We start from the raw sequence: 13,118 nt of genomic DNA on the forward strand, positions 1-13,118 counted from the left end.
TTTCACGGTTCGTTGGGCGCCCGGTGGGGGCGCACGGAGGAGGCATCGGTGGCGGGCGAGTCCCCCGACAGGTCGAAGCAGCACGAGTCGTCGGCGTTGTCGGCAGAAGCGACGCCGACGGCCCCGGCCGCGGTTCCGGGCCCGAGCCGGCCCGTCGCGGCGGCGTCGGCCGATCCCCGTCTGGCGGTGGCCCGTGAACGGGCCGCCACGGTACGGGTGGATCAGGCCACGGCGGTGTTCTCGACGCGGGCGGTGACGGAAGGTTCCGCCGGGGTGGCGGAGAAGGTCACCACCGGTACCGGGACGAACAGTTCTGAAACCAACGGTTCCGGGACGAATGATTCGAAAGAGGCCGAGGGGTCGGGGAGCAGCGACTCGGGCGAGGACGCGCGGCTGCGGGAGGTTGTCGCCGCGTGGGTGGCCGGGCCGGACGACGAGGAGCCCCGGGAGGGGGCCCAGGACGGACCCCAGGGGGAGTCCGGGGTTCCGGAGGGCTCCGAGGGCGCCGAGGGCGCGGGTACGGCGGCTGAGGCCGAGGCTGAGGGCGTCGAGGGCAAGGCTGCTGACGAGACGTCGGCTGCGGAGTCCGATGTCGATGCCGACGCTCACGACGATGCCGGATCCGAGGCGGCGTCCGGTGCCGATGACGAGGCCGAGGCTGAGGCCGAGAGCGCGGTGACGGACGACCCCGACGCCGACGCCGACTCCGACGCCGAGTCCAAGACGGATGCCGAGCGGAAGACGGCCGAGGTCGAGGCTGAGACCGACGTCGAGGCCGAGAGCGACACCGAGGGCGACTCCCGCGAAGCCTCGGACGAGGATGCGGAGTCCAGCCCGGAGTCCACCCCGGAGTCCAGCCCGAAGTCCGATGCCGAGCTCGGCCCGAAGGAGTCCCCGAAGGAGTCCCCGAAGGACTCTTCGCCCGCCGATGCCGCGGCGGCGGACGCGGCGAAGTCCAAGGACTCATCGGACACTTCGGACTCCACGGACTCCACGGACTCCGGCGACGCCGATGCCGATACCGATGCCAAGCCCGTCGTCGACCAGCCCACCGCCGTCTTCAAGGCGCCGCGGCGCCCGGCGGTGGACCAGCCCACCACGATGCTCAAGCTGGGCGGCGCCAAGTCGGCCGCCGACAAGCCCAAGGCGGACCAGCCCAAGGCGGACCAGCCCAAGGCGGACCAGCCCAAGGCGGACAAGGGTGAGGCCGACAAGCCCAAGTCCGAGTCCCCGGCTGAACGCACCAGCAAATTCGTCGCCCTCAAGCCTCTCGACGAACGCGTGCCGAAGGCCGGACCGCAGGCCGGGTCGAAGACCACCGCACCCCCGGGGAAGTTCCTCGGCGCGACCCCGGCCGACGCCACCGCCGCCCTCCCGCAGGTCGGCCCCGAGCGCACCACCCAGCAGCCCCTGCCGCCGAAGCCGCCGCTGGATCTGCTGGCCGAGCTGACGAACACGCCGCCGCCCCCGCAGACCCCGGTGCGGACGCTCGCGCGCCGGGTGAAGATCTGGACACCGCTGGTCCTGCTGCTCGTGATCGTCTTCGCGGTCGCACAGTCGCTGCGGCCGTTGCCCAGCCCCGAGTTGGACCTCACCGCCGAATCCAGCTACACCTTCGGCGGCGGCGACGCCTCCATCCCGTGGCCGTCCTCGGGGCAGGGCGCGCTCGATGTCCAGGGCATCGGTTCGTTCGGCACGTCCGGCGAGCAGAAGGCGGCGCCGATCGCGAGTGTCGCCAAGGTGATGACGGCGTATCTGATCCTGCGCGACCACCCGATCAAGTCCGACGACGGCGCGAAGATCAAGGTGGACCAGAAGGCGGAGGACCAGTCGGACGCGGGCGACGAGTCGACGGTCAACGTGCACGCGGGTGACACCATCACGCAGAAGGAGGCCCTGGAGGGCGTTCTGATCGCGTCCGCGAACAACGTGGCCCGGTTGCTGGCCCGGTGGGACGCCGGTTCCGAGACGGCCTTCGTCGCCAAGATGAACGCCGCCGCCAAGGAACTCGGGATGACGAACACGACGTACACCGACCCGTCCGGCCTGCAGAAGACGACGGTCAGCACGGCCGCGGACCAGGTGAAGCTGGCCAAGGCCGCGATGAAGGACGAGGCATTCCGCGAGGTCGCCCGGATGATGGAGTACACCGACTACAAGGGCACCAAGCACAGCAACTGGAACCACCTGGTCGGCTCCAACAACGTCATCGGCATCAAGACCGGCACCACCACCGCGGCCGGCGGCAACCTCGTCTTCGCGGCGACCAAGGAGATCGGCGGCGAGGTGCGGACCATCGTCGGCGCGGTGGTCAGCCAGGGTCCCGGCGGCGATGACAACACCATCCTCGGCGGCGCGCTGGCCGCGGGCGACAAGTTGATCCGTGCCGCGCAGGCCGCGCTGAAGTCCGCGACGATCCTGAAGAAGGGCGATGTCGTCGGGTATGTCGACGACGGGCTCGGCGGCCGTACGCCGGTGGTGATCACCAAGGACGTCACGGCGGTCGGCTGGGCCGGGCTCAAGGTGAAGCTGTCCTTCGTCTCCTCGGAGTTGCCGCACTCCGCGAAGGCGGGCACCAAGGTGGGCACGCTCACCGTGGGTGACGGTGGCAGCAGCGGTGCCGTGCGGGTTCCCGTCGAGCTCCAGAAGGACCTCGCCGAGCCGGGCTTCGGCGCCAAGCTGACCCGTGTGAGCTGAGCGGACGTGCGTAAGAAGGGCGTGAGGGCTACGTAAGGGCGTACGGGCGTACGAGTGGGGGGCGCTTCCGGCGGGCGGCGTAGCCCCCGTACGCCGGTAGTTGCTTCGAACACCACGCGAACGCGCCGTGAGCGCATCGTGAGCGCAAGGCGAACGCATCGCACCCCGCCGGGGGCGCCCCACCCGGGCGCTCCCTGGCGGGGTGCGTGCTAGCGTCGCGAGATCGGGGCAGGTCGCGGGCCGCGGGTCCTGGGCCGAGCACGGGAAAACGGGATACGGGAGCCTTGCAGTGGCGACAGCGGAGCCGACACACGCCGACGACGCCGATCCGGGCCCTGGACCGGGTGACGGAACGGATCGCGGACCGGAGCGCGGACCGGGCTCACGAATACGACTGCCCGCACGTGCCACCGCCGGATCGGCGGGCGGCTCCGGAGCGCTCGGTGTCCGACTGCGGAGTTTCGTCCTCCGGCACCGCGTCGCTGTCGTCACCGCCCTGGCCGGTCTGCTGCACCTCGCCTGGTTCTTCACTTTCGCGAACAGCGGCGGTGACCTCGCCGCGCAGGACGCGTGGGCGGAGTTCGTCGGGCGCCACCCGGACTCGGCGTACAACCTCGCCTGGTACGGCGGTATGCACCCGGTCTCGTACAGCGTGGTGTCGCCGTATCTGATGTCGGTCCTCGGCGTCCGTACGACGATGATGATCGCCGGGACGATCTCGGCCGGTCTGCTGACGATGATCCTGATCCGCAGCCGGGTGGTGCGCGAGCCGCTGTGGCCGGCTCTCGCGGGGGTCTTCGCGCTGCTGTGCAACGCGGCGTCGGGGCGGGTGACGTACGGCCTGGGCATGGTCTTCGGGCTCGCCGCGGCCGCCGTGGTCTTCTGCTGGCCGTACCGCTGGCGCTACAAGCGCTGGGCGAAGGCCCTGTGCGCGGCGCCGCTCGCCGCGCTCGCCACCGCCGCGTCGCCGGTGGCCGGACTGTTCGTCGGCCTGGTCGCGGTGGCCCTCTTCTTCCAGAAGCGCCGCCCCGGCGCCTACGCGCTCGGTATCGCGCCGGCGATCGTGGTGGCGGTCTCGGCCTGGCTGTTCCCCTTCTCCGGCACGCAGCCGATGTCCATCGGCTCGTCCTCGCTGCCCTTCATCTACGCCGTGCTGATCTTCGCGCTCGTCCCCAGGACGTGGAAGACGGTACGGATCACGGCGGCGGTGTACGGCCTCTCGGTGCTCCTCGTCTGGCTGATCAGCTCGCAGATCGGCTCCAACATCACCCGCCTGGCGATGCTCCTCGCGGGGGTGGTGCTGGTGGCCGCCCTGCCCTTCACCGTGCCGAAGTCGCGCAAGTGGTATCTGACCGTCGTCGCCATCGCCGGGTTCATCGGCTGGATCGGCTTCAAGTCGGTCGACGACGTGGTGGAAACGACCCCGGTGGCGTCCTGGACCCGGGAGCTCGCCCCGCTGGTGAACCAGCTCCAGGTGGTCGGTGCCGAGAAGGGCCGGGTGGAGGTCGTCCCCGCCCGCTCCCACCGCGAGGCCTCCGCCCTCGCCCCGTACGTGAACCTCGCCCGGGGCTGGAACCGTCAGGCCGACATGGAGCGCAATCCGCTCTTCTACGACGACACCCTCAACTCCGCGAACTACCACGAGTGGCTGCAGCGCTGGGCCGTCCACTACGTGGTGCTGCCGAAGGGGGAACCGGACGGGGACGGCGGCGAGCGTGAGCGTCAGCTCGTCCAGCGCGGGATGCCCTATCTCCGGCAGATCTGGGGCGATGCGAACTGGCAGCTCTTCGCGGTGACGGATCCGACGCAGCTGGCCGATCCGCCGGCCGTCGTCGACCGGGCGGAGCAGGGGGAGCTGACCATCGAGGTGAAGAAGGCCGGGCGGGTCCTCATCCGTATCCCCTACTCTCCCTGGCTCGGTCTCGTCGACGCCAAGGGCAAGAGTGTGAAGCCGCCCCAGGAGACGGAGAAGTCCAAGCACCGGGCGGACGGTACTCCCAAGACGTACGACAACCTCAACGGCTGCCTCATGGAGACCGAGGAGAACGCCTCCGGCGACAAGTGGACGGAACTCCTGGCCCCGTCCCCGGGCACCTACCGCCTGGCGGCCCCCTACCAGCTTCCCCGGGGGACCCCCTGCCCCGAGGAACTGCGCTGAGGACAACGAGGAGCGAACGCGTCCTGGCGACGGTGGGTGTTCAGGTCACCGGGAACGCCAGGACCGTCGTACGCGAGCCCCCGTCCGGCGAGGCGTCGCGCCGGTTCGACCCGGACCCGCTTCTCGGCCCACACCCGCGCCGCCTCCCCGTCCGCGACCGGCACGCACGACTCGACGGGGCCGTCGCTTTCCATGCTGACCTCGGCGTAGTAGACAAGCCAACCCGGTCGGCCACGTCGGCTCCGCGGCATGTGTGCCGGAAACCGTGAGCACTAGATCGGTCTAGTGCTCACGGCTTCCGGGGAGAGTGGTCCCCGCGGCGGATTTGCCCACAGCATCCGCACTGCCGTGCCCCGTCCTCCAGGCGGCTCAGCGAGGCGGGGATCCAGACGAGCGGCATGTCGAGCTGGCGCAGCAGCGCGACCATGCGGGCGCGTTCGACCTGGTCGGCGCGGTAGTAGCGGTAGCCGCTGACCTCGTCGACGTACGCCGGAGCCAGCAGCCCGAGCCGGTCGTACAGCCGGAGTGCCTTCGGCGAGAGCCGCGCGCGGGCGGCGAAGGCGCCGATCGTGAGCAGTTCCTGATGCACGAGCCCATCCTCCGTCACCGGGCGGAAGTCGCCCGGTGCGGAGGACGGTGGTCCCTGCCCCAGGGGCAAGGTCAACCCATGAGGACGGGAGGGGGCTACGCGAGCGCCTTCTCCACCGCCGCGACGACCTCCGTCGACTCCGGCTCGGTCTGCGGCGAGAAGCGCGCCACCACGTCGCCGGCCGGACCGATCAGGAACTTCTCGAAGTTCCAGCGGATGTCACCGGTGTGACCCTCGGCATCGGCGGTGTCCACCAGGCGGCGGTACAGCGCGTGCCGCGCGTCCCCGTTCACCTCGACCTTCTCGGTCATCGGGAAGGTCACGCCGTACGTCGCGGAGCAGAACTCGGCGATCTCCTCGGAGGTGCCGGGCTCCTGCCCCATGAACTGGTTGCAGGGCACGCCGAGCACGGTGAAGCCCTGGGCGGCGTACCGCTCGTGCAGCCGCTCAAGGCCCGCGTACTGGGGGGTGAGCCCGCACTTGGAGGCCACGTTCACGACGAGCACGGTCTTGCCGCGGTACTGCCCGAGATCCGCGGAACCGCCCTGCAGGGAATCGATCGGGACGTCGAGTACGGAGGTGTCGCTGTTGTCGGTAGTCATAAACGGATGCTATCCCCGGTTTGTGCGGGTGACGGCCGGGTCAGTTCTGGTAGGCCTTGTCCCGGCCCGGGCCGCCGGAGAGGAAGTCGTTGCCGGCGCCTCCGTGCAGGACGTCGTTCCCGCTGTTGCCGTACAGCTTGTCGTTGCCCGTCCCGCCGTACACGGTGTCGTTGCCGCGGCCGCCCTGGAGGAGGTCGCTGCCCGCGTTGCCGTACAGCTTGTCGTTGCCGTCGTCGCCGTACAGGTTGTTGCTGTAGTCGGCGTAGTCGCCTCCGCCCGCGATCACGCCGCCGTACTGGGCGCCGCCGTACAGGGTGTCGTTGCCCGCGCCGCCGTGGCAGGTGTAGCCGCAGTTGGTGAGGGTGTCGTTGCCCGCCCCGCCGAACGCGCCCTCGCTGTAGGCCCCGCCGCCTCCGGAGAGACGGTCGTTGCCGCCCTGGCCGTAGAGGACGTCGACGCCGTGGCCGGTCAGGGTGTCGTTGCCCGCCCCGCCGTAGATCCTCGTGTACCCGCCGCTGCTGTCGTCGGTCTTCGCGGTGTCGTTGCCGTCACCGAGGTCGACGATCAGGGAGTCGAGGTCGGACGCCGAGGTGTTGGGCTCGGTCACCGTGCAGACCGCCTTGGTGACGTCGCCGCCGGCCGGACGGACACAGCCCGCGCCGAGGGAGATCCTGACGCTGTCGTCGAAGGTGTAGATGTAGTCGGCCAGCTGGGAGCCCGGGTCGGTCGCGCCGAGCGCCCAGGAGATGGACAGGTGGTTCGTCTGCCCGGCGGCGGCCGTGTAGAAGAGCTTCTGGCCGACGACGACCGCGGTCGCGCCCTTGGCGGGCGCGGCGAACGCGGTCGGGGCGGCGACCGCCGCGGACACGGCGACGGTGGCCGCGGCGAGCGCCAGCGCCTTCGGCAGGGCGGTACGGAGACTGAACATGGTTCCCCTTGGTGGTTCCGCTTGGTGGTTCCGCGCGCTCGGTGGAAGGCGCCTCTTCGGAAGACGCGTGCCGGTGCGCGCTGTGGTCACCTCGTTCGACGGAGATGTTCGAAGGGTGGTTGTGGCACCGATCGCACAACCTTTTGGGGTTCAGGCGGCGTTCACCCCGGATTGTTCTTCACGTTGCGCGGATACCTCCGGGTGTTGGCGACGGCCCGAGAGCGCCAGCGTCACCGCGATCGACGCGCACGCCATCGCGGCCATCGCCGTTGCCGGGGAGGTGAGTTGGGCGAGTGCTCCGGCCAGGGTGGCGCTCACGCCCTGCGTGGTGAGCATGCCCGCCGAGTGCAACCCCAGCGCGTGGCCGCTCAGTTCGTCGGGGGTCAGGGCCATCAGACGTTCTTGTTGGATCAGACTCGCGCCGAAGCCGACGGAGGCGAGCGCCACGACGGCCGCGGCCACGCCCGCCCCCGGCCGCAGCGCGAACAACAGGTAGGGCGTCGCGAGGAGCAGCAGGAGAGGGGTCCCCAGGTGACGGCGGACCCGCGGTGGGACGAGGCGGCCCGTCGTCACGTCCCCCACGAGCATCCCGAACGCCGCACAGGCGAAGAGCAGGCCCGCCCGGTCCGGGGCGTACGACACGTACAGGGACTCGCCGCCGACGATCAGGCCGTTCGGGATCCACAGGAGCAGAAAGGTCGTCCGGCGCTCGGGCGAGGACCAGAGCAGCCGGTTCGTGCGCCAGGTCCGCCCGACCGAGGGGCGGCCGGTGGCCCGCGGCGGCCGGCGGGACATGCCGAAGCGGGTGACCAGGGCCGCCGCCAGGTACAGGGCCGCCGCGGTCGCCAGCGTGAGCCCCGGGGAGAGCACCGTCACCAGTACGCCGCCGGCCGCGTAGCCCGCGATCTGGGTGACACCGCTCGCCATGTTGAAGACCGAACGGCCCAGCAGATAGCCGTCCTTGGAGAGGATCTCGTTCAGCAGGCCCCAGCGGACCCCGCCGCCGAGCGACGAGACCAGGCCGAGGAGGGCGATCAGGGCGAAGACCGCCCAGACCGGCAGGCCGGGCACCGCCATCACCGCCGTACCGCCCGCGAAGGACAGCGCGATGCCCGTCATCGTCGCGCGCGGCGCCAGCCGGTCCGCCGCCGACAGCAGGGTGGTCGCGCCGACCACCTGCGCCAGCTGCGGGCCGAACATGCTCACCGCCGACAGCAGGGGCGAGTCCGTCGCCCTGTACACCAGCGTGCCGATGGCCAGGCCGCCGATCGTCGAGGCCACGGAGAGGAGCGCGGAGGAGAGGAAGAGAGGGATGAACTCACGGGTGCGGAAGAGCTCCGCGTAACTGCGCATGCGGGGAGTGTCGGGGGCTGTACGGGGTGCTCGTCACTGTTTCGTGGAGGCGCGAAACGAAGGGGCGGGTGGGTGGCCGGGCGGACGGGGCGGTCACCCCTCTTACCGGGAGCGGCTCGGTCCCGCCTGCGACTGTGCCTCGACGAGTACCTCGCCCGCCGGTGTCCGGTCGTACAGCACCGTTCGTCCGGCCCGTCGTCTGCGTATCAGCCCGGCGTTCAGCAGCACCTTCAGATGCCGGCCGACCGAGCCCAGCCCCTGCCCGGTCACGGCGACCAGCTGGGTCGTGCTCATGGGGGAGTCCAGCAGGACGAGGACGCCCGCGCGGGCGGGGCCGAGCAGCGCGCCCAGGCTCTCCGGCACCGCTTCGGGACCGGTGTGGGCGAGCGCGCCCGAGCACGGGTAGACGACCGCGTACCGGTGCGGCTCCTCCCACGACACCCATCCGACGCGCTGCGGGGTGACGGGCACGAGCACCAGCTCGGCGCCGGAGAGCTCGCGCGGCGGGTACTCGTGGAGGTTGACCTGCAGCCGGTTGTCGCCCAGCCAGCGCATGCCCGGCCTCAGCGCGCCCAGCGCGGCCGCCCAGCCGGCCTGGCTCAACTGCGCGCCACGGGACACCACATCGGCCTCCAGGACGCGTCGGCGCCGGGCCCAGTAAGGGCGTACGGCCTCGGTCCACACGTCGGTGAGCAGGTCGGCGGCGCGCCCTGGAAGGTCGTCGCGGTGCAGGACGGCGGGGAGCGGCCCGCCCAGGGCGACGGTGAGATGGGCGCGGGCGGCCGAGGGCGACACCTCCCGCACCCGGACGACCTCCTCCTCGAAGTCGGCCTCGCCGCGCGGCGTCGGCGTCAGGAAGTCGGCGATCCACTCCCGGCCGAGCCCGGCCCGGATGAGCAGCTCGGTGACCGGATCGTCCGCCAACCGCGCCCGGTACGCGGGCAGATGGGCGTCGAGCCAGGCCCGCTCGCCGGGGTGCGCGGCCGTCCCTGCCTGCAGCGTCCTGAGACCGGCGAAGGTCTCGGCGAGCGGCGAGAGCACGAAGCGGCTGCGGGCGAGAGTGTCGGCGTTGACCTGCCACCAGCCCATGTCCGCCTCCTGCCGGCCGGGCCCGTGCCGGCCTCGGCGCACTCTTCGGTTCCACTGTCCGGTTTCGCTGGTCGGTTTCGCTGTTCGGCGAAACAATAACGACGGTCTCGTACGCAGCCGATACCGCACGGGGGGCGCAGACTTGGCGCACGCGTGACCGCGCAGACCTTCGGTCGCGCGCGCGGGGCGAGTATCTTGGCAAGACAGGGGGATGGGAGCGGCGCGCGCGGGCCCGACGGCCCGACTCGTGGCTCCTGGAACGGGGATGAACGGGGATGGCGGTGTCGGCGGAGGCCTCGAACGCGGTGAAGCCGACACTCGCGCTGACTGGCGATGAAGTGAAGAGCTGAAGCTTGCACGGAAGTCGGGAAACTCTCTTCCGGAAACTTCGCTTGCCTTCAAGTGCCGATCACGGGAAGATTGTTTACCGCGAAACGCGTTCGGTTCACACCTCCCCCCACGTCAAATAAGACAACAGCTCAATCCCGCCGATCGGGTACTGTCATGGCGCGCCGGTCTGAATGCTGGATGTTGTTCTTGGGGAGGGGACATCCGTGGGCGAGCAGCTCAGATTTGAGTTTCTTGGTCCACTGACGGTCACGGCGAACGGGCGCAGTCTGGCCGTCGGGGGAGCACGGCAGCGTACGGTGCTCGCCCTGCTGTTACTCAACTCCGGCCGGATCGTGCCGGTCGACTCCCTGATCGAGGCTGTCTGGAACAGCCGCCCTCCGGCCACCGCGCGCACCCAGATAGCCATCGTGATCGCCGCGCTGCGCAAGACCTTCAAGAAGGAGGGCGCGACGGAGGAGATCATCGTCACCGCCCACCCCGGCTATGTCTTCCGGGCCGAGGGGCACTCGGTGGACGGGCTGGAGTTCGCGGGGCTGGTCAAGAGCGCCGAGACGGCCGTGCAGCGGGGGCGGCAGGCGGAGGCGGCGGACTGCTACGCGCGGGCGCTGGCGCTGTGGCGCGGGCCCGCCTTCGCGGGGATCGACAGCCCGGTGGTGGAGGACGAGGCGGCACGTCTGGAGGGGCACCGGCTCAACGCGTACGACGACGCCACCGCCGTACGGCTGGAACTCGGTGACCACCAGGACCTGGTGCCGGAACTGGCCGCCGCGGTGCGGGAGCATCCGCTGCGGGAGCGGACCCGGCACCATCTGATGCTCGCGCAGTACCGGTCCGGGCGGCGGGCCGAGGCGATGGCGACCTTCCGGGAGGCGCGCAGCCAGTTCATCGACGAGCTGGGGATGGAGCCGGGCCCGGATCTGCAGCGGCTGCACGACGCGATCCTGCGCGACGACCCGTCACTGGCACCCGCTCCCGCTGTCCCGGCCGCCGAGGCGCTACGCGCAGAGAACCTCATCGTGCCCTCCGAACTCCCCCCGGACGTCTCCGGATTCTCCGGGCGGGAGGTCGAACTCTCCCTGCTGGACACGCTGGTCACCGGCCGGGACCGGCAGCACGCGCCCGCCATCGGGCTGATCACCGGGATCGCCGGGGGCGGCAAGACCGGTCTCGCGGTGCGCTGGGCGCACCGGGCCGCCGCCCGCTTCCCCGACGGGCGGCTGTTCGCGGATCTGCGCGGGTACGACGAGAAGCACGAGCCGACCCAGGCCGGCGATGTGATCAGCCGGTTCCTGCGCTCGCTGGGCGTGCCGAGCGACCAGATACCGGCCCAGCCGGAGGACCTGGTCGCGCTGTACCGCAGTGTGCTGGCCGAGCGGCAGGTCCTGTTCGTCCTGGACAACGTCCGCTCTTACGCACAGATCCAGCCCCTGCTGCCGAGCAGCGGGGGCTGCGCGGTGCTGGTCACCAGCCGGGAGCAGCTGGAGGAGCTGGTCACCTGGCCGCAGGAGGCCCGGGTGCACCTGGGGGTGCTGCCGGAGCCGGAGGCCGTGGAGCTGCTCGGCAGGATCGTGGGCGAGCAGCGGATCGCCTCCGCGCGGGCGGACGCCGGGCGGCTGACCGAGCTGTGCGACCGGCTGCCGCTGGCGCTGCGGATCGCGGCGGCCCGGCTCGCCTCGAAGCCGCACTGGACCGTACGGCACCTGGTGACGCGGCTCGGCGACGAGCGGCGCCGGCTGGACGAGCTGAGCCAGGGCGCGGCCCAGGTGCGGGCCAGCTTCGAGCTGTCGTACCGCTATCTGTCGCAGGACACGGCGCTGCTGTTCCGGCGGCTCGGGCTGCTGGACGTGCCGGACTTCGCGGCCTGGGTGGCGGGGGCGCTGCTGGACATCGACGTGCTGGACGCCGAGCGGCTGATGGAGGACCTGGTCGACGCCCAGTTCCTGGAGGTCGTCGGTGTCGACCAGACCGGGCGGCTGCGCTACCGGCTGCAGAACCTGATGCGGCTGTACGCGCGGGAGCGGGCGTATGCGGAGGAGCCCGAGGACGAGCAGCGGGCGGCGCGGGAGCGGGCGTTCCGCACCTGGCTGACGATCGCCGAGGAGGCCCATCGGCGGGAGTACGGCGGCTACTTCAGCGTGGTGCACAGTGAGGTGCCGCGCCGGACGATCGACTGCATCCACGTGGACGAGCTGCTGGACTCCCCGCTGGAGTGGCTGGAGGCGGAGCGGCTGTCGCTGGTGGCGGCGGTGGAGCAGGCGGCGGGGCTCGGCATGGACGACCTGGCCTGGGACATCACGGTGTCGGCGGCGGTGCTGTTCGAGACGCGGCACTATCTGGAGGACTGGCGGGTGTGCTCGGAGGCGGCGCTCGCGGCGACCCGGGAGAGCGGGAACCTGCGCGGTCAGGCGGCGATGCTGCACCAGCTCGGCGGGGTGGCCCAGTCGTACCGCGAGCTGGACGCGGCGCACGACCGCTACAGCGAGGCGCTGGCGCTGTTCGACCGGATCGGGGAGGACCACGGGCGGGCGCTGAACCTGCGGAACCTGTCGATCCTGGAGCGGTTCCGGGGGGAACTGGAGATCGCCATGCTGCAGTTGGAGACCGCGCGGGACATCTTCCGGGCGGTGGGCGACATGGCGTCCGAGGCGCACACGCTGGACAACATGGCCCAGATCGAGATCGACCGGGGCCGCAACGACCTGGCGATGAAGCTGAGCATCGAGGCGGTGGAACTCCAGAAGTCGATCACGGGGGGCAGTAAGCGGGGCGCCGCGCAGACCGTGCACCGGCTCGGCCGGGTGCATCTGGCGCAGGAGGAGTACGAGCAGGCAGAAGAAGCGTTTCAGCAGGTGGTGGCCCTGGTGAAGGCCAAGTCCGACCTGGTCGGACTGGCGTACGCGCTGCTGGGACTCGGCGAGGTGCGGCTCGGGCGGGGTGACGCCGACGCGGCCGAGGACGTGCTGATGGAGGCGCTGGAGATCGTCGGGCGGATCGACAGCCCGCTCGTGGACGGGCGGATCAATCTGATCCTGGGTGAGGCGCGCCGGCTGCGGGGGCGGTACGAGGAGGCGCGGGAGTCCCTCGTCATCGCTCACGAGGTGTTCGTGCGGGTTGCCGCGCCGCAGTGGCAGGAGCAGGCGGAGCGGGCGCTGGCGCGGGTGGAGGAGGAGAGCGGGGGCCAGGAGGAGCGGGGGTAGCACCTGCCTGGGGGGTGGGGCGGGGCCGTGCCGGTGCGGGTGGGGGTGGGGTGCGATCGGCTGGAACTGGGTGTTCCGGTCGGGGGTGTCGTGGCGGTGTGAACGGCTGGAAGCCGTCGGGGGCTGTGACCGTGGAAACGGTCGCGCATATTCG

General features: G+C 71.2%; 8 protein-coding genes. 3 read left to right on the top strand and 5 right to left on the bottom strand.

What is annotated here, in order from left to right:
- Nucleotides 1-48 precede the first annotated feature (48 nt).
- The gene (locus RV986_RS30035) at nucleotides 49-2,697 is read left to right on the top strand and encodes a D-alanyl-D-alanine carboxypeptidase (protein ID WP_475920379.1); all 2,649 of its coding nucleotides are present in this window, start codon (nucleotides 49-51) and stop codon (nucleotides 2,695-2,697) included.
- Between the two features lie 289 nt (nucleotides 2,698-2,986).
- Nucleotides 2,987-4,855, top strand: coding sequence for an MFS transporter (locus RV986_RS30040; RefSeq protein WP_475920380.1), 1,869 nt, complete (start codon nucleotides 2,987-2,989; stop codon nucleotides 4,853-4,855).
- A gap of 289 nt (nucleotides 4,856-5,144) precedes the next feature.
- Here the strand turns inward: RV986_RS30040 and RV986_RS30045 are convergent, their stop codons facing one another.
- The 5 genes from RV986_RS30045 to RV986_RS30065 form a co-directional block, all read right to left on the bottom strand.
- A complete protein-coding gene (locus RV986_RS30045; RefSeq protein WP_475920381.1) occupies nucleotides 5,145-5,444 on the bottom strand; it encodes a MerR family transcriptional regulator in 300 nt (99 codons plus the stop codon).
- A gap of 95 nt (nucleotides 5,445-5,539) precedes the next feature.
- A complete protein-coding gene (locus tag RV986_RS30050; RefSeq protein WP_475920382.1) occupies nucleotides 5,540-6,046 on the bottom strand; it encodes a glutathione peroxidase in 507 nt (168 codons plus the stop codon).
- A gap of 40 nt (nucleotides 6,047-6,086) precedes the next feature.
- Nucleotides 6,087-6,974, bottom strand: coding sequence for a calcium-binding protein (locus RV986_RS30055; protein WP_475920383.1), 888 nt, complete (start codon nucleotides 6,972-6,974; stop codon nucleotides 6,087-6,089).
- A 150-nt stretch (nucleotides 6,975-7,124) separates the two neighbouring features.
- Nucleotides 7,125-8,327: an MFS transporter gene (locus tag RV986_RS30060; RefSeq protein WP_475920384.1), complete on the bottom strand. Its 1,203-nt coding sequence runs from the start codon at nucleotides 8,325-8,327 to the stop codon at nucleotides 7,125-7,127.
- Nucleotides 8,328-8,429: 102 nt separating this feature from the next.
- A complete protein-coding gene (locus RV986_RS30065; protein ID WP_475920385.1) occupies nucleotides 8,430-9,416 on the bottom strand; it encodes an ArsR/SmtB family transcription factor in 987 nt (328 codons plus the stop codon).
- 554 nt (nucleotides 9,417-9,970) lie between these two features.
- On the opposite strand from RV986_RS30065, the gene RV986_RS30070 reads away from it, so the two are divergent.
- The gene (locus RV986_RS30070; RefSeq protein WP_475920386.1) at nucleotides 9,971-12,964 is read left to right on the top strand and encodes an AfsR/SARP family transcriptional regulator; all 2,994 of its coding nucleotides are present in this window, start codon (nucleotides 9,971-9,973) and stop codon (nucleotides 12,962-12,964) included.
- The last annotated feature ends 154 nt before the right edge of the window (nucleotides 12,965-13,118 follow it).

The sequence above is a fragment of the Streptomyces sp. RLA012 genome (assembly GCF_056270325.1).

Bases quoted from the DNA above. Each gene is read 5' to 3' on its own strand.
- RV986_RS30050 (WP_475920382.1), bottom strand. From the start codon at position 6,046: ATGACTACCGACAACAGCGACACCTCCGTACTCGACGTCCCGATCGAT.
- RV986_RS30055 (WP_475920383.1), bottom strand. From the start codon at position 6,974: ATGTTCAGTCTCCGTACCGCCCTGCCGAAGGCGCTGGCGCTCGCCGCG.
- RV986_RS30060 (WP_475920384.1), bottom strand. From the start codon at position 8,327: ATGCGCAGTTACGCGGAGCTCTTCCGCACCCGTGAGTTCATCCCTCTC.
- RV986_RS30065 (WP_475920385.1), bottom strand. From the start codon at position 9,416: ATGGGCTGGTGGCAGGTCAACGCCGACACTCTCGCCCGCAGCCGCTTC.